Annotated in this window: 12 protein-coding genes, 4 tRNA genes and 1 pseudogene; 3 read left to right on the forward strand and 14 right to left on the reverse strand. The window is 46.8% G+C overall.

The window, feature by feature from the left end:
- Positions 1–64: 64 nt before the first annotated feature.
- On the reverse strand, positions 65–721 hold the full coding sequence (locus VOA_RS12490; RefSeq protein WP_001205539.1) for a thiopurine S-methyltransferase: 657 nt from the start codon (positions 719–721) through the stop codon (positions 65–67).
- A gap of 338 nt (positions 722–1059) precedes the next feature.
- On the opposite strand from VOA_RS12490, the gene VOA_RS12485 reads away from it, so the two are divergent.
- The gene (locus VOA_RS12485) at positions 1060–1839 is read left to right on the forward strand and encodes a phosphoribosylglycinamide formyltransferase (RefSeq protein ID WP_000054949.1); all 780 of its coding nucleotides are present in this window, start codon (positions 1060–1062) and stop codon (positions 1837–1839) included.
- A gap of 129 nt (positions 1840–1968) precedes the next feature.
- On the opposite strand, the gene ihfA is transcribed toward VOA_RS12485, so the two are convergent.
- The 3 genes from ihfA to pheS form a co-directional block, all read right to left on the reverse strand.
- The gene (ihfA, locus tag VOA_RS12480; RefSeq protein ID WP_001229255.1) at positions 1969–2265 is read right to left on the reverse strand and encodes an integration host factor subunit alpha; all 297 of its coding nucleotides are present in this window, start codon (positions 2263–2265) and stop codon (positions 1969–1971) included.
- A gap of 445 nt (positions 2266–2710) precedes the next feature.
- On the reverse strand, positions 2711–5098 hold the full coding sequence (pheT, locus tag VOA_RS12475) for a phenylalanine--tRNA ligase subunit beta (protein WP_000672435.1): 2388 nt from the start codon (positions 5096–5098) through the stop codon (positions 2711–2713).
- Positions 5099–5124: 26 nt separating this feature from the next.
- Positions 5125–6108: a phenylalanine--tRNA ligase subunit alpha gene (pheS, locus tag VOA_RS12470; protein WP_001164213.1), complete on the reverse strand. Its 984-nt coding sequence runs from the start codon at positions 6106–6108 to the stop codon at positions 5125–5127.
- A 290-nt stretch (positions 6109–6398) separates the two neighbouring features.
- On the opposite strand from pheS, the gene VOA_RS12465 reads away from it, so the two are divergent.
- The gene (locus VOA_RS12465) at positions 6399–6881 is read left to right on the forward strand and encodes a GNAT family N-acetyltransferase (RefSeq protein ID WP_000171366.1); all 483 of its coding nucleotides are present in this window, start codon (positions 6399–6401) and stop codon (positions 6879–6881) included.
- A 57-nt stretch (positions 6882–6938) separates the two neighbouring features.
- On the opposite strand, the pseudogene VOA_RS0117480 reads toward VOA_RS12465, so the two are convergent.
- The 8 genes and pseudogenes from VOA_RS0117480 to uvrY all read right to left on the reverse strand — a co-directional run.
- Positions 6939–7778 (reverse strand): annotated as a pseudogene (locus VOA_RS0117480) (diguanylate cyclase); the annotation flags it as partial.
- 61 nt (positions 7779–7839) lie between these two features.
- A tRNA-Gly gene (locus VOA_RS12460) sits at positions 7840–7915 on the reverse strand.
- 10 nt (positions 7916–7925) lie between these two features.
- Positions 7926–8012 (reverse strand) — tRNA-Leu (locus tag VOA_RS12455).
- A 64-nt stretch (positions 8013–8076) separates the two neighbouring features.
- Positions 8077–8152, reverse strand: a tRNA-Gly gene (locus tag VOA_RS12450).
- A 2-nt stretch (positions 8153–8154) separates the two neighbouring features.
- Positions 8155–8228 (reverse strand) — tRNA-Cys (locus VOA_RS12445).
- Between the two features lie 255 nt (positions 8229–8483).
- Complete coding sequence (gene pgsA / locus VOA_RS12440) at positions 8484–9041, reverse strand: CDP-diacylglycerol--glycerol-3-phosphate 3-phosphatidyltransferase (protein ID WP_001211977.1); 558 nt, start codon at positions 9039–9041, stop codon at positions 8484–8486.
- 47 nt (positions 9042–9088) lie between these two features.
- Positions 9089–10921, reverse strand: coding sequence for an excinuclease ABC subunit UvrC (gene uvrC, locus VOA_RS12435; RefSeq protein WP_032468166.1), 1833 nt, complete (start codon positions 10919–10921; stop codon positions 9089–9091).
- Positions 10921–11565: a UvrY/SirA/GacA family response regulator transcription factor gene (uvrY, locus tag VOA_RS12430; RefSeq protein WP_001890391.1), complete on the reverse strand. Its 645-nt coding sequence runs from the start codon at positions 11563–11565 to the stop codon at positions 10921–10923. Before uvrY ends, uvrC begins: the two co-directional genes overlap by 1 nt.
- A 373-nt stretch (positions 11566–11938) precedes the next feature.
- Between uvrY and VOA_RS12425 the strand changes: the two genes are divergently transcribed.
- Positions 11939–14302, forward strand: a complete 2364-nt coding sequence (locus tag VOA_RS12425) for a DNA polymerase II (RefSeq protein WP_000687812.1) — start codon at positions 11939–11941, stop codon at positions 14300–14302.
- Here VOA_RS12425 and VOA_RS0117485 read toward each other — a convergent pair.
- Entirely contained in the window at positions 14274–16346 is a 2073-nt protein-coding gene (locus VOA_RS0117485; protein WP_232202776.1) for an EAL domain-containing protein, read from the reverse strand. The two genes, VOA_RS12425 and VOA_RS0117485, sit on opposite strands and share 29 nt — an antisense overlap.
- Before the next feature lie 99 nt (positions 16347–16445).
- Positions 16446–17213, reverse strand: a complete 768-nt coding sequence (locus VOA_RS0117490) for a nucleotidyltransferase domain-containing protein (protein WP_000174742.1) — start codon at positions 17211–17213, stop codon at positions 16446–16448.
- Positions 17214–17351: the final 138 nt, after the last annotated feature.

Here is a 17351-nt window from a genome sequence, read left to right on the forward strand (position 1 = left end):
CAAAAAGCGCGCTATTTCAGCGCGCTTTTTTCATTTCTACTTAGTGACGGTCATGGAGTAAAAGTCACTCACCTTTCTCAATCACCCAAACCTCTTCCGCATAACGGCTCAAACCCGCTGTAGTTCGCTTATTCAGATGAGGATCGATAGTCGTATCTTGATAAACCCTGCGAACCTCGCAATGAGCAAACAACATGCGAATTTCCGCTTCAGGAACTGAGAATGGTGGCCCCGGCAGCTCAGTTTGCACGTAGTCCATACTGACCAGTAGAACCCGTCCACCCGGTTTAAGCAGTTGCAGCAAACGCTGCGCGTAGTCTGAACGCATTTCTTTGGGTAATGCCACTAGCGCTGCGCGATCATAAATCAAATCTACAGATTCAACGGGAGCCGTGAAAAAATCGCCGGTAAAAATCGCCAACTCATCAAACTGATACAACTCATGTTGCGCGTTGAGTCGGGTCACCGTCGGGGTATAAAAATGCTCGGCAAAGAAAGAGCGTACCGCAATTTGACTCAGTTCAATGCCTTGCACACTGTCATGCTGATTAGCAAGCCATACTAGATCTTCACTCTTACCACACAAAGGCACTAGCACTTTATCATCACGTTTAGGTGCTGTTTCAGACCAAAAACGAATCAGTAACGGATTCACATCTTCCAGATGAAAACCAATCTGGTTCGCAGCCCATTTGTTATGCCAAAACTCAGGATCTCGCATCTCTCACTCCTTTTCATTTGCTGCCGCCAAGAGTAGCGGATCTCCCCAATTTTCGGTAGCACGATTTTAGCCCCATCGTTAAAGCCACTAACGTTACATTTGTTTACTTGTCATAACGGAACTCCACCTAAAATACACAGTCTGAATTTATGTCAATGATATGTGATGGATAACAAACTCTTACAAATGGAAGCGGGAGGGCAATTGGAAACCATGCATCTCAACCCCATTGATCATAGTGAGCGGAATTGAACGCATTGAACAAACTTTAATTGCCCTGTCAGGAAACGCCTTCTAGGTCCACTTTTTGACCCAACAGCGCAAGCTAAGGAGAGTGAATGAGTCTATTGCTACGTACCACAGCATTGATGCTATTGCTGTTAAGCCGTGCTCCAGTTATGGCGGCCGTTCCATTAATCTCAAGCTCAACGGAAGATAATCGAGAAGAGTCCCAACAAAATGAAGTCAGCTCTAAGCTATTTCGCCATAGCTTAAGTGGTTTGTACGGTATCTCTAGCCAGAATTATCCCGTCACCCAGCCTTACCAAGATTTTGATGTGCTGTACAGTAAAGCACACCAAGCCCAGATCGAATTAGAAACCTTATGTAAGAGCACTGCCCTACTCACAAGAACGCAAGCTTATTTCGCTGGAACTAAATCTCACCAGCGTGCATTAGAAAAAGTGGCTTTGGAATTAGATGGACAAGCAGAACGCATTACCGATTTAGCCCGAGCTACTATAGTCGCGAATGATGTGGCAAGCCTTGTAAACGCCTACGAGACATTGAACCGTGAAGCAACCATAGTAAAAGTGAAGAACCGCTTCAAGAATCCAGCGGAGTCGGGGTATCGCGATCTCAACATTTTGGTTCAACTGCCTAAAACCAAAATCATCGCCGAAGTTCAATTTCATTTAGCCGCGATTGCTGAAGTCAAAAGTGGTGCTGAGCATCAGCTGTATGAGCAAATACAAAATATTGAGCGTACCGCTCACCAAGAGCAGCGTAGTTTAACTGAATGGGAACAGGCTCAAATTGCCAAGATACGCTTAACGTCACGAGAACTCTATCAACAAGCGTGGCAACCTTACATCACAACACATATTCAAGCAGCATAAAAAACCACCCTAGCAGCGTCGAGCAGGACAAAGGTAAAGACGCAACCCAAACGTTCTGGTTACGTTTTTTCATTGAAATGGGTATAAAGCAAAAAGACCACGCTTATAGGCGTGGTCTATTGCTCGGTCTTATTTTTCGACTTTGATGTTCTCGACACGGGCTTTTAATTTTTGCCCTGGGCGGAACGTTACGACACGTCGAGCGGTAATAGGAATATCCTCACCCGTTTTTGGGTTTCGACCCGGACGTTGATTCTTATCTCGTAGGTCAAAATTACCAAAACCAGAGAGTTTTACCTGTTCGCCACTTTCGAGTGCTTTGCGAATTTCTTCAAAAAACACTTCAACCGTATCCTTGGCATCCCGCTTGCTCATGCCGAGCTTTTCGAATAGGGCTTCAGCCAATTCGGCCTTTGTGAGCGCCATAAAACTTCCCTCAAAGCTAAGTTAAACCTTGCTGCTGGTTGGCAGCGCCAAAGCAATTTTTGCTCGACCAATCAACAACCTAACAGCCGAACAGCCGAACAGTGAAAGTGTATGCCAACCTTCTGATTTTCGCCAACTTTTTTATTACTCACTAAGCGATTCAAAACGTTACAATTTACATCTCTCTCCCAAAATCACTGATTTTCTCTTGAACAGCAAGAGGAAAAAAATCTGAATTTTTAGTTATTTACATCATTATCACTAAATTAATTTCAGATCCTTATCACTATTTAGCGTAGATAATTTTTTTCGATACGCCAAAATTTTTTTTCTTAGTTTCATCTAGAAATCAGAGAGTTGTTGGCCTAGTTCCAGATTGTTACGATAAAAAAACAGGCTCCGAGGAGCCTGTTACCATCTTGCTAGAAGCGAGGTGTTCTCTGACTTAGTCGCGCAGAGCCGCACCAAACTGGGCAGATACGGCTTGCACAATCGCCTCTACCGCAGCAGCGATATCCGCTTCTTCAAGAGTGCGTTCAACCGATTGAAGAGTCAGCGCAATAGCTAGGCTCTTCTTACCTTCTTCAACGCCTTTACCCACGTAAACATCGAACAGTTTCGCATCTTTCAGCAACTCACCGCCCGCAACACGGCATGCCTCAACGATTTCGCCAGAAGCAATGTTGCCATCAACCACCAACGCGATATCACGACGGTTTGCTGGGAACTTAGAAATCGTGGCGGCTTCTGGGATCACGCGTGTATTGATCGCATTCCACTCAATCTCGAACACGATAGTGCGGCCATTGAGGCCAAACTTACGCTCGAGTTCAGGGTGAACTGTACCGATCACACCAATCGCTTTGCCATCAACAATAATCGCTGCAGCTTGACCTGGATGCAGTGCTGGATGCTTAGTTGCTGCGAAGCTATAGGCTTTGCCTTTTGCTGTCAGTTCAAGAACCGCTTCCAGATCGCCCTTCATATCGAAGAAATCAACCGTCGCGGTTTCCATGTTCCAGTGCTCTTCACCACGAGCGCCAGAGATCACACCCGCCAACATTGGCTCTTGGCGCATACCGTTTTCTGCTGCTGCATCAGGGATAAAGCGCAGACCGTATTCAAACAAACGAACACGAGGTTGCTGACGCTTTTGGTTGTGAACTACAGTGTTCAGTAGACCTTGGATCAGGCTCAAACGCATCGCCGACATTTCAGCAGAAATTGGGTTTGGCAGGATCAGCGCATCAACACCCGGTACAACCAGTTTTTGCTGTTCAGGCTCAACGAAGCTGTAAGTAATAGCTTCATGGTAACCACGGTCAACTAGCAGATCGCGAACACGCTTCAGTGGTAGTTTCGCTTCGTTATGCAGGTTCATGTTCAACGCAGCCACAGGCGCTTGGTTAGGAATGTTGTTGTAACCGTAGATGCGGCCTACTTCTTCCACCAAATCTTGCTCGATAGCAATATCAAAACGCCATGTTGGCGCAGTCGCTTGCCAGCCTTCTGCGATAGTCGCCACTTGCATGCCCAGACGCTCAAGAATTTCTACCACGTCCGCATCAGGAATCGCATGACCCAGCAGCTTGTCGAGTTTGGTACGACGCAGTGTCACTTGGTTTGGTCTTGGTAAATCGGCGACGGATTCTGCTGCTACCACTGGTGCAACTTCACCACCACAGATCTCAACTAACAGCTCTGTAGCGCGCTCCATCGCTGCGTGTTGCAGAGCATAGTCCACACCACGTTCAAAACGCATTGAAGAATCCGTATGCAGGCCGTAGCTACGTGCACGACCACGAATGTGGTCTGGCGCGAAGAAAGCACACTCAAGCAATACGTCTTTGGTTTCAGTGCCTACGCCAGAATGTTCGCCACCAAACACACCGGCAATCGCCAGCGCTTTCTGTTGATCCGCAATTACTAGCGTATCTGTATTCAGTTTTGCTTCTGAACCGTCAAGCAGAGTCAGTTTTTCATCTTGCTCAGCCAGACGAACCACGATTCCGCCTTCAATCTTCGCCAGATCAAACGCGTGCATCGGCTGACCTTGTTCCAGCATCACGAAGTTAGTGATATCAACCACCGGATCGATAGAGCGGATCCCACAACGACGCAGTTTTTCTTGCATCCACAGTGGTGTTTGCGCTTGAACGTTCACGTTCTTCACGATACGACCAAGGTAACGTGGACACGCCGCTGGCGCTTTCACTTCAATCGCAATCGTATCATTAATGGTCGCAGCAATCGCATTCACCGCAGGCGCAGTCACGTCAGCGCGGTTCAGTACGCCCACTTCACGAGCCAGACCACGGATGCTGAAACAGTCCGCGCGGTTAGACGTCAGATCCACATCGATAGTCACATCGTTCAGTGACAGAAAATCGCGGAAATCCATACCAATCGGTGCGTTTTCAGCCAATTCCATAATGCCGTTCGATTCAACATCGATGCCCAGCTCAGAGAATGAACAAAGCATGCCGTGTGAAGGCTGGCCACGCAGTTTGGCTTTCTTAATCTTGAAATCGCCTGGTAGCGTCGCGCCTACGGTTGCAACCGCAACTTTCAGGCCTTGACGACAGTTGGCTGCACCACACACGATGTCCAGAAGCTCTTCTTCGCCCACATCAACTTTGGTAACGCGCAGTTTGTCGGCATCTGGGTGTTGAGCACACTCAACCACGTGACCCACTTTTACGCCGTCGAACACACCAGCTACTGCCAGTACGTCATCCACTTCCAGACCCGCCATTGTAATTTGGTGGGTTAATTCGTCAGTGGTAATTGCCGGGTTAACCCACTCACGAAGCCATGATTCGCTGAATTTCATTGTATATACCTCTTTGGGACCCTGAATTACTTGAACTGTTTTAGGAAACGCAGATCGTTTTCGAAGAATGCACGCAGATCATTCACGCCGTAGCGGAGCATGGTTAAACGCTCAACGCCCATACCAAACGCGAAGCCTGAGTATTTCTCAGGGTCAATACCTACGCTGCGCAGAACATTTGGGTGCACCATACCGCAGCCTAGCACTTCTAGCCATTTGCCGTTTTTGCCTTTTACATCCACTTCTGCTGAAGGCTCAGTGAACGGGAAGTAAGATGGGCGGAAACGTACTTCAAGATCTTCTTCGAAAAAGTTACACAGGAAGTCATGCAGGATGCCTTTCAGCTGAGCGAAGTTAACGTTTTCATCAACCAGCATACCTTCCACTTGGTGGAACATTGGTGTATGCGTTTGGTCGTAGTCGTTACGGTAAACACGGCCCGGCGCGATGAAACGCAGTGGCGGCTGACGCTCTTCCATAGTACGGATTTGCACGCCAGAGGTATGAGTACGCAACATCAGCTTCGGATTGAAGAAGAAAGTATCGTGATCAGTACGCGCTGGGTGATCCGCTGCAATGTTCAGAGCATCGAAGTTATGGAAATCATCTTCGATTTCAGGGCCAGACTCTACAGTAAAGCCAAGCTCACCAAAGAAGCTTTCAATACGTTCGATAGTACGGGTCACTGGGTGCAAACCACCATTTTCGATACGGCGACCCGGTAGAGTCACATCGATGGTTTCAGCCGCTAATTTGGCTTCCAGCTCAGCGCTTTGCAGCGCATCTTTGCGCTCAGCCAGCGCTTTTTGCACCGCTTCTTTCGCAACGTTAATTTCTTGGCCAGCAGCACGGCGCTCTTCCGGCGGTAGCTTACCTAGGCTTTGCAGTTGAACCGTCAGTTCACCTTTTTTGCCCAGATACTGAACACGCACTTCATCCAGTGCGACCAGCGACTCTGCAGCGTTAATCGCCGCGGTCGCATTAGCAATAATCTCTTGTAGATGTTGCATCGTTTCCTCGTCTGCCAATCAGCAGTTTCCTTTAGGAGCCCGAGTAGGTTTCTTTGGGAGTCGCAAGACCGCCAATAGTGTCACCGTAAGGGATTCTTGGGGTTTTCAAATAGCTGTACATAGTACCGAAAGCCAGGATTAAAGCCAAATTGAAATCCACCGTGTATGCATTATTGGTGCATTATTCATGCACTTGAAAAGCACTTAGCCAAAGCGCATTGATTGACAACTCATTTGGGCGTGTTAAAAAACAGCCATCGTCGTCATAAAACCAATCACAAGGAATCTCAATGACACTGGAAATTATCCCCATTCAACCTGAATTTGATGCTGCTATTTGCCAGATTATCCAAACTGTTGGCGCTGAGTTTGGTGCCATCGGTGAAGGGTTTGGCCCTTCGGATGCCGAAGTGCTTGCCATGAGTCAGCATTATCGTGAGCAAGATCGTAGCGCGTATTTTGTTGCGTTATTGGAGGGGAAGGTAGTCGGCGGTGGTGGCATTGCACCTTTTGCTGGCCATACAGATTTGTGTGAACTGAAGAAGTTGTTTCTACTCCCCGCAAGCCGTGGGCATGGCGTCGGGCGAGAGCTCAGCGAACACTGTTTGAATTTTGCGATGCAGCAAGGTTATACAAAATGTTATCTGGATACACTTTCTAGCATGACCCAAGCAATCAAGCTCTACCAACAGCTTGGTTTTGAGCACTTAACACACCCCATGACAGGGACTGAGCATAATGGTTGCGATGTATGGATGTTAAAAAGGCTATAACGGCCTTTTAATCCTCCTTAAGCGCCATACTCACTCTATTTTTACCCCCATTCTTTGCAATATAACCCGCTCGATCTCAGCACGCACCCGCTCTGCAATCTGCCGCCCACCGTTCATATCCGTATTGGGGCAGATCACTAAAAACTCATCACCGCCTAAACGACATACCACATCATCACTTCGAAAATGGTCATTCAAGTAATGAGCTACCGCAGTTAAAACCTTGCCCCCAACATCATGGCCATAGGTATCATTCACCTCTTTAAAACAATCAACATCGACCATAACGCAAGCGAGGAGCTCCGAGCAAAAGACCAATGCAAAACAAGCTGGCGCATTGCTTTGCGGCGGTTGGGTAGCCAAGTTAAGCAATCAGTCAACGATAGCATCTCCAACTGCCGATTGGCTTGGTAAAGCTGCTGAGTTCGCTCTATGACTTTTTCTTCTAGCGTCTGATTAGGCTTAACTAATTCACGGTTACGCTCCGAAACTTGGTCAAACAACGCATTCAGTGCATTAATTAAAGGCTCTGTTGCCGCATTTTTCCCGTTCTTCTTGTACATAAGCGTCTTCGGGACTAAGTCCTGTTTGGATAACCTTAAGCTGCCTTGCCATGTTCTGATCTATTCCAAGAATATGATATGCCAGCCAATGGGTTAGAAACTCTAACAGCTGTACTGCTGAGCGATCATCAACCTCATGGATAAAGGCCTGCATGCTGAAGACTTCTGAGATAAAGGTGCGATGCACTTGGATATGCTGTTCTAAATGAAGTTCAGAGATGCCAACCTTGCGCATCAACTGCTCTTCTTCTTTGAAGTGATATTCCGCATAGCGCGATAGCTCAAATAACGCAGTGTGCAAATCTTGCAATGAGATGACGTTTTCCGCCAGCCATTCACCGTCGTGATTAATTAGAAAGCAGAAAAGCCCTGCTCAATGAGCAGGGCTTTTTATTTGGAGCGACACACGAGGTTCGAACTCGTGACCTCAACCTTGGCAAGGTTGCGCTCTACCAACTGAGCTAGTGTCGCGAAATGGAGATGGTGCCCCGGGCCGGACTTGAACCGGCACGACTCGAAAGTCGAGGGATTTTAAATCCCTTGTGTCTACCGATTTCACCACCAGGGCACGCAAAATCTTTGCGATGGAAGACACCATCTTTTGATACCGCTTAACGCCATATCATTTAATTTGGAGCGACACACGAGGTTCGAACTCGTGACCTCAACCTTGGCAAGGTTGCGCTCTACCAACTGAGCTAGTGTCGCAATGGAGGCGCGTCCCGGAGTCGAACCGAGGTCCACGGATTTGCAATCCGCTGCATGGCCACTCTGCCAACGCGCCTCTGTAATTTCAGACCTTCACTGTCTCGGTGACTGCCTGACTACGGGAATGCATTCTACGCATTCGAGTTATTGAGTCAACACAATTTTTTTGCCTTTCTAATCGTTTGCCTATTTAACGTGCAAAAACACGATATTTGCTCACTTTATTAGCAAAAAAGACCGGATTTTTATGGAGATAACTGGATCTCAAGCTTCACTTTTTTGTTCTGCGCACCTATCACTCGGCGATAAAAAACGGGCTTTCGCCCGTTTTCTAATGATGTTCTTCGTTAAGTAAATCATCTTTGGCCGCAGCCAGATATTGCACCATTGACCAATAGGTCAGCACTGTTGCCACATAGATAGAAATGTAGCCAAGCCAAATCATCCAATCGTCATAACGCCAGATCAGCACCCACAGCGCAAACATTTGTGTTAGGGTTTTCACTTTTCCCACCCAAGACACCGCGACACTGGCTCGTTTGCCAATTTCCGCCATCCATTCCCGCAGTGCAGAAATGATGATTTCACGAGCGATCATGGTCACCGCCGGAATGGTGATCCAGATACTGTGATAGTGTTCGGTGATCAGAATCAGCGCCGTGGCCACCAACACTTTATCAGCCACCGGATCAATAAAAGCGCCAAAACGTGAGGTTTGACCTAATTTACGTGCCAACATTCCATCTAACCAATCGGTGAATCCAGCGACCCAGAACACCATCGCGGCGACAAAGGGAGCCCATTCAAAAGGAAGATAAAAGGTCACCACAAAAACAGGGATCAGAAATAATCTGAGCAGGGAGAGAAGGTTAGGAATGTTGAAACGCATAATGTATAGGCTCTTTTCGATGGCGCGTTAATGTTGCTGTATTTTTCTTATTGTTTCAATGCTTGATAAATGTTTTCTGCCAATGCGTGGCTGATGCCCGGCACTTTGGCGATTTCTTCAACAGATGCACGTTTCAATTCCTGCATACCACCCAAATATTTAAGCAGAGCTTGACGCCGTTTTGGCCCTACGCCCTCAATGCCTTCAAGCGTACTGGTGCGACGTGTTTTTCCACGCTGAGCACGATGCCCTGCAATCGCGTGGTTATGACTTTCATCTCGAATGTGTTGAATTAAGTGCAGTGCAGGTGCATCACTCGGTAGATGGAACTCATCACCATCAATGGTGATCAGCGTTTCTAAACCAGGTTTACGTGTCACCCCCTTGGCGATGCCGATGATCTTCGGGTACTTCGGCCAATCCTGCCAACATGAGGAGATAATTTCGTACGCACGATTAAGCTGCCCTTTCCCACCATCAATAAAAATAATGTCGGGAATTTTGCTGCTATCAAGCTGCTTGCTGTAACGGCGCTCCAACACTTGCGCCATCGCCGCGTAATCATCCCCACCGGTGATGCCAGTGATGTTGTAACGCCGATACTCTTGCTTCACTGGCCCTTCTTGGTTGAAGACCACGCAAGAAGCGATGGTACTCTCACCCATAGTATGCGAGATATCAAAACACTCCATGCGGGTAATCGCATCCATCCCCAGCTCTTCTTGCAGGGCTTTGAAGCGCTGACTAATGGTCATCTTGTGATTAATCTTAGTCGTGATCGCCGTCAGCGCGTTGGTATTGGCGAGTTTCAGATAACGACCTCGCGTACCTGTTGGATTGACATGGAAAGTGACTTTACGCCCTGCAAGTTCACTGATCGCGGTTTGTAGCGCCTCGGTTTCTTCGGTCAATCCTCGATTCAAAATGATCCGTGCCGGAATACTGCGAGCTTCACTGTGACTTAAATAATATTGGCTTAAAAAGCTCTCAAACACTTCGACCTGCGATGTGTCACTTGGAATTTTCGGGAAATGGCTACGACTGCCGAGCACTTTGCCTTGACGAATCATCAAAATATGAATGCAAGCCATGCCAATTTCTTGTGCAAAGCCAAGTACATCCAGGTCTTCCAAACTGTCGTCCGACACAAACTGCTGCTCTTGTACGCGGCGAATCGCTTGAATTTGGTCACGCGCTTTGGCGGCATCTTCAAAGCGCAGCTCACGACTCGCCTGCTCCATTTTTTCAACCAACATCGATAACACTTGGTTGTCCTTGCCTTGCAGAAAAAGACGCAGATATTGGACGATCTCTTGATAGCCTTGGTCAGAAATCAACCCTTTAACACAAGGTCCGGCACAACGCCCAATCTGATACATCAAGCAAGGACGAGTACGGTTGCTGTATACCGTATCTTCACACTGGCGGATGGGGAAGATTTTCTGGATCAGATGCAGAGTTTCACGCACCGCTCCCGAATCAGGATAAGGACCGAAATATTCACCGCGACGTTTTTTGGTACCACGATGTGAGGACAACCGCGGGTGCTTGTGCGCACTTAAGAAGATATAGGGGTAAGACTTATCATCACGCAATAGCACATTGTACTTAGGCAGATACTGCTTGATGTAGTTGTGCTCAAGAATCAACGCTTCCGTTTCGGTGTGAGTGACCGTCACGTCAATCTTGGCAATGTTGCTGACGAGAGCTTTGGTTTTTTCGCTGTCCAGATTCTTGCGAAAATAGCTTGTTAGCCGCTTTTTGAGGTCTTTGGCTTTACCGACATAAATCACTTCAGCCTCAGCGTTGTACATCCGGTACACGCCAGGCTGATTAGTGACTGTCTTAAGAAAGGGGGCAAAATCAAACTGTATCGACACTATAACTTCTCAGTATCTAAGATCCCGTGTCGGATAGCTAAGTGGGTTAATTCCACGTCACCGTTGATATTCAGCTTGGCGAACAGACGGTAGCGGTAGCTGTTGACAGTTTTCGGGCTCAAACTGAGCTGTTCGGAAATGTCCGTCACCTTCTGGCCTTTAGTGATCATCAACATGATCTGCAATTCGCGTTCGGAGAGGTCAGCAAAAGGGTTTTCAGACGCTGGCGAAAACTGGCTTAACGCCATTTGCTGCGCAATTTCTGGAGAAATATAACGCTGACCACTGTGAACAATACGGATCGCATTGACCATTTCATCCGGCGCCGCGCCCTTAGTGAGATAACCTGCAGCACCCGCTTGCATCACTTTGGTTGGGAACGGATTTTCGGTATGTACCGTCAATACAATAATTTTAATGTCTGGATTAACACGCAACAGCTTTTTGGTTGCTTCCAAGCCACCAATACCCGGCATGTTCATATCCATTAAAATGACATCCGCATGATTAGTACGGCACCATTTTACTGCTTCTTCACCGCTGTCAGCTTCCCCTGCTACTTTCATTCCACGGACGTCTTCAATAATACGTCGTATCCCTGTGCGAACCAGCTCGTGATCATCTACAAGGAAAACACTAATCAAACTTGTATCTCCACACTTATCTATTGGCTCTGCACCCACCGAGACAGTGGATTACAGCGAAGTTACCCCAAAGGGCGGGCAACTTTTCTCCCGTGAATATGATCTGAAACCTACACTTTAGCAAGCACTTATTTTTCAAAGTGTCGAACCACACATACGACACATAAATATCAATAAGTTAATGAAAATCATACTCGACCAATTGAAAGGTTTGGTGAATATAAAACGGTTATTTCACTTCATATTTTCAATTGGGTTATACCGATTCTTCTTCCTAATTGTGAACAAGAAGTACAACGCGATGTAATCAGCTTCACTATTAGTATAATGTGCTTGTGCAAAAGTGTAGGTGTGTCGAGAAAGGTGAGCCAGATTGAAGATTGAACCCGGGTTTGTATTAACGCGTCACGCCCGTGATGTGGCAGGACAAACCCAAATTGAGTTATGGCTTGCCACCTCATCTGGCCCAACCCAATTGATTATTCGTGGTGAGAACCCAGTCTTTTTCGTGGAGCAGTCTGCTTGCCCAAATATCGAGGTTATCGCTAGCCAACTCGCACTAAAACCATTATTAACGCCTCTTTCTTTGCGTAGTTTTAAAGATCAAGCTCTGGCGGCTTGTTATACCAATACGATTCGTGACAGCCAGACACTCGCAGAGAAACTCGCTCACGCAGAAATTTTAACCTTCGAGGCCGATATACGCTTAGCAGATCGCTACCTGATGGAACGCTTTATTCAAGGCAGTATCGAATTTACCGGTTCAATGACCGAGTTCAATACTTATCGTCAAGTTCAACAAGCCAAATGCCGTCAAGGTGATTACTTACCAACGTTAAGCATGGTATCACTAGACATCGAATGCTCTGAAAAAGGACTGCTCTACTCCATTGGTTTAGATAGCCCGATGGACAGCCGAGTGATTATGGTTGGTCAGCCGGAGCCCGCAGAAACGCCGATTCAATGGGTCGAGGATGAATACCAGTTACTCAAAGCGCTTATTGCATGGTTTGAGCAGTTTGATCCTGATGTAATTATTGGTTGGAGTGTGGTGGATTTCGATTTCCGGCTGCTGCACAAACGCGCGGAGTTCCACAAACTGAAACTCACTATTGGACGAGCTCAGCAACCAAGCTTCTTCCGCACGGCGAGCCAAACTCAGCAAGGCTTTATCAGTATTCCTGGGCGTGTGGTACTCGATGGTATCGACACGTTAAAAACCGCAACTTACCATTTTCGTTCATGGTCTTTGGAATCCGTCTCGCAAGAGCTGCTCGGCGAAGGGAAAGCGATTCATAACGTACATGATCGGATGGACGAAATTAACCAGATGTTTCGTCACGACAAGCCCTCGTTAGCTCGCTACAACCTGCAAGACTGCGTGCTCGTGAATAAGATTTTTGCCACCACCCATCTGCTCGATTTCGCCATCCAGCGTTCACGTTTAACGGGTGTCGAGTTAGATCGCATTGGTGGCTCCGTGGCCGCATTCACCAATCTGTATCTCCCCCAATTGCATCGCGCAGGGTATGTCGCCCCCAATTTGCAGCCAGAAAACTGGATTGCCAGCCCAGGCGGTTATGTGATGGATTCGATTCCGGGGCTGTATGACTCGGTACTCGTGCTCGATTTTAAAAGCCTCTACCCTTCGATTATTCGCTCGTTTTTGATTGATCCGTTTGGGTTGATTGAAGGATTAAAGCTACCGATAGGCAAACAAGCCGATCACGCGGTTCCGGGCTTTCGCGGTGGTCAATTTCATCGTACCAAACACTTTTTGCCTGAGATGATCGAAAAGCTATGGGCAGCGCGCGATGAAGCCAAACGCAACCAAGAAAAGGCTTTTTCGCAAGCGATCAAAATCATCATGAACTCGTTTTATGGTGTGCTCGGATCATCAGGCTGCCGCTTTTTCGATGCGCGATTGGCATCGAGCATTACCATGCGCGGCCATGAAATCATGATCCAGACCAAGCAATTGATTGAAGCGCGCGGCTATCAAGTAATTTATGGCGATACCGATTCAACGTTTGTCGCACTCGGTGGGCAATTCTCTCAGCAAGAAGCCGACGCGATTGGTAATGCTTTGGTGAGTGAAATCAACCAATGGTGGACAGAGCATTTAAAGCAAGAATATGCCCTTACTTCGATTCTTGAACTCGAATACGAAACCCACTATCGCCGTTTTTTAATGCCGACCATTCGCGGTTCGGAAACGGGATCCAAAAAGCGCTATGCGGGTTTAAAAGGGGATGATGGCAATGAGCAACTGATTTTTAAAGGTTTGGAAAGCGCACGCACCGACTGGACTCCACTCGCGCAACGTTTTCAACATCAGCTGTATCAATTGATTTTCCACGGACAGGATCCAGAATCCTATATTCGAACTATCGTAGAACAGACATTGGCAGGCCAATTGGATGAACAATTGGTGTATCAAAAGCGTTTACGCCGACGGTTACATGAGTACCAAAAGAATGTGCCGCCGCAAGTACGCGCAGCCAGAATGGCGGATGAAATAAATGCCAAACTCGGGCGGCCTCTACAGTATCAGTATCGCGGCAGCATTGAATATTTGATCACCGTGAATGGACCAGAGCCCAAAGACTATTCAAAAAGTCCGATGGATTATCAGCACTACATCGATAAACAACTAAAACCAGTCGCAGACGCAATTTTGCCGTTTATCGGAAAGCACTTTGACAAGCTTATTGCACCACAGTTAGGTTTGTTTTAGTGCGGCTGTGGGATTGTTGGTGAGTGGCTTGAACAAAATCGATCAACTCGTCGAGTTTCATCGCTTTCCCATAATACCAGCCCTGAACAGCAACCGAGTGCTGCCGCTCAATTTGGTTCAACTGTTCGACTGTTTCAACCCCTTCTACCACCAACTCTAGATTCAGTACTTGCGCAAAGGATTGCATACTAGCAAAGACTTTACGCCCTTTCTCCGTATTTAGAGCCAATACAAATGAGCGGTCAATTTTAATGCCATCGATATCAAAACGATTTAGGTAACTTAACGAGGAATAGCCTGTACCAAAATCATCAATAAACACTTTCGCGCCCAATAAATGCAGTTGTTCCAACATTGGAGAGAGTTTCTCTTCATCTGAAAGTAAAGTTTGCTCAGTCAACTCAATATGTATCTGACCACTAAAAGGTTCAATTAAACGTGTAATAACGTCCATATACTCATCATCGACTAGCGTCTCGGCTGTTATATTGATGCTCACTGGCATATAGATACCTTGTTGATTCCATCGCCGAATGTCTTTCACAACTTGTCGAAATACCCATAAATCGATCTCTTTCATCAAACCTGCATTTTCAAGCCAAGGCAAAAAAGTTCCCGGATATTCTACTTTGCCCTCGGAATCCACCACGCGTAACAGCGCTTCACAACCTTTGACTTCGCTGGCGGTGGGATTCATTTGCACCTGATACTCCAAGCTAAATTCTTTATTTTGAATAGTCAGCAAACGCCGCTCCATTGCTAACAATTCTTGCTCTTTACGTTTAGCCTGCATGACAGGATCTTCATGTAAAATCTGCGCTTCTTCCCTCATTCGGGTATACACAGTATCGATGGTGGCCATGTTAATTTTGGGGCCCTGCCATGCTCGATTCATGCGCAATACGGCAGGAGCATAAAGTAGACAGCCCACAAAAACATTAAAGAGTTGCAGCAATATGGCATACCAATCCCCATTGGTGGCAAGCCAAGCATTAATTAGAACAGGACTATTAAAAGGAATAGGAACACTCGGTGCCGCTACCCATCCCATTTGTATCGCACCCAGTGAAAGCAATACATTTATCATCGGTGCCAGAATAAAAGGCCCAAGCAAGCGTAAGTTAAAAATGATCGGTAGCCCAAACAGCATCAGCTCATTTACGTTAACTAAGCCAATGGGAATACTCGCCAAAGCCAATAAACGGTAGCTGCGCTGTTTAGAAAAAAGTAACAACATAAGTACCAATGAAAATGTTGACCCACTACCACCAATAAAGACAAATGCCCCCATTAAAGAGAGATTCATCGGATATGGCACATCCCCTCCAGCTAACATGGTCGAATAGCTAAGATTAATCCCTTCTTGCAGCATTTGAGCGAAAGGCAATAACGCGTAATAGCCATGGATCCCAAAGAACCACAAGGCTGAATTGCAGAAGGTATAAACCAAGCCAAAGGCATAAGGTTCATTGGCATAGCTGACATCCATTAGCGAACCAAACGAGATAGAAGCTAGCAAATTCAGAGTAAAACCGTTAATTACCACCACTAAAATAGCGGTCAGTAGCGCGGGGATGACCATATTCAGTGATTCTTTTACAATCTGCCCTGCACTCTCAGAGGACGTAATCCGCGTCCACCGGAAACGACTTAACTTCGCAATACATGGCACGGCATAAAGTGGCGTTAAAATAGCCATCGCAACATAAAAAACTTGAACAAACTCTGCGGAATCACTCCATGAGCGAGAGATGATCAAAAAGAAAATACTGAGGAGAGCAATAGGAGGGCGAGGGAGCCGCCACTGTGTGGCCAACACAAATGAGATAGCCGCGGTCATCAGATAGGGAAAGGCTAAATTGACCGATTCGTTCGCTCGATAGAGGTTTTCAATCCACCATGTTCGCCCCCCAAAAAGCAACTCACCAATACTAGCCACAAACAAGATCAGAGAGGACAACAGCAAACAAGGCAGCAACCAAACCATACTCTCTCTAATCGCGAGCATGGAAGAGGCAATCTGTTTACTGAATCCTGTGAGCATAAGCCACCACGTTTTTTTCATTACGTGGTTAATAATAATTCACTTACCCCAAATAATGATTCTCATTATTTGGAATTTCAGCCTATCCTAAATAATGATTCAGCCGATCCGGAATTCGGTTTTTTGATATTGAGAAACAAGCCAAGGGCCAAAACTATCGAGCAGACCAACCACCGAGCGTTTGGGAATCGCACGGGGTTTTAACAGCAAACCAAGGCGTTCGATCTCAAGTTGCTTCTCTGGGTGATAGCGTAAGAATTGAGTTCCACACTCAATGGGGTCGTCAAACCATTGTTTGTCGCGATACATGATCAGTGAGTAACTGGCACGCAGCAGTTTTTTGGCCACCATCTGCTGAGCATTGATCTGCTCTTGTTGATTAGCCGCTTTAGCAATTTTATCTCGGTAATAGGCAAGCCAATCCCCCACATCCATATTCCAATGTTTGGCAATTTCCCAACTCGGTTCGTAATGACCAAAACACTCCGCCAGATCATCGCCATATACACACACGCAGCAATGGCGCAGCATAAAACCCCAAGAGAAAATCGCCTCTAAAGTCGCGATTTCTTCAACCGTTGCAAGTTTGATGGATACATCAGTGATCCACGGATAACTTTTTTGAAAACGCCAACGAATCGTGTTGATTAATGTGGCACGATTTTCTTCAAAAGATCCATGAGTGACCACCACCACATCCAAGTTAGAACGATTGGGTTGCGCCGTTTTGCGCGCCACACTGCCGTAAAGATAGATGCTGTGCAGCGCCTGCCCTGCCCCTGCTCGCCAAAAGCGTACCAAATCGGCAATCGCGCTTTGGTATTCAGGTTGAAAAGGCTGTTTCGGGTCAATCACCGGCAGAGTCATACCGTTCACGTACTCACTTGATATGCAGAGCCCATATGTTCCACGATGCGCGGCTATCAATCAATAGCTCACCGTTTTATTGCTTAGCAAAGCATCACTCCGGTTAGCTCTTCATCATGCAACTCGTGAGACAAAACG

The sequence above is a fragment of the Vibrio sp. RC586 genome, from assembly GCF_000176715.1.
Taxonomy (GTDB): Bacteria; Pseudomonadota; Gammaproteobacteria; order Enterobacterales; family Vibrionaceae; genus Vibrio.

Bases quoted from the DNA above. Each gene is read 5' to 3' on its own strand.
- VOA_RS12490 (WP_001205539.1), bottom strand. From the start codon at position 721: ATGCGAGATCCTGAGTTTTGGCATAACAAATGGGCTGCGAACCAGATT.
- VOA_RS0117485 (WP_232202776.1), bottom strand. From the start codon at position 16,346: ATGCTCACAGGATTCAGTAAACAGATTGCCTCTTCCATGCTCGCGATT.
- VOA_RS12485 (WP_000054949.1), top strand. From the start codon at position 1,060: ATGAGTCTATTGCTACGTACCACAGCATTGATGCTATTGCTGTTAAGC.
- pheT (WP_000672435.1), bottom strand. From the start codon at position 5,098: ATGAAATTCAGCGAATCATGGCTTCGTGAGTGGGTTAACCCGGCAATT.
- VOA_RS0117490 (WP_000174742.1), bottom strand. From the start codon at position 17,213: ATGACTCTGCCGGTGATTGACCCGAAACAGCCTTTTCAACCTGAATAC.
- pheS (WP_001164213.1), bottom strand. From the start codon at position 6,108: ATGCAACATCTACAAGAGATTATTGCTAATGCGACCGCGGCGATTAAC.
- VOA_RS12465 (WP_000171366.1), top strand. From the start codon at position 6,399: ATGACACTGGAAATTATCCCCATTCAACCTGAATTTGATGCTGCTATT.
- pgsA (WP_001211977.1), bottom strand. From the start codon at position 9,041: ATGCGTTTCAACATTCCTAACCTTCTCTCCCTGCTCAGATTATTTCTG.
- ihfA (WP_001229255.1), bottom strand. From the start codon at position 2,265: ATGGCGCTCACAAAGGCCGAATTGGCTGAAGCCCTATTCGAAAAGCTC.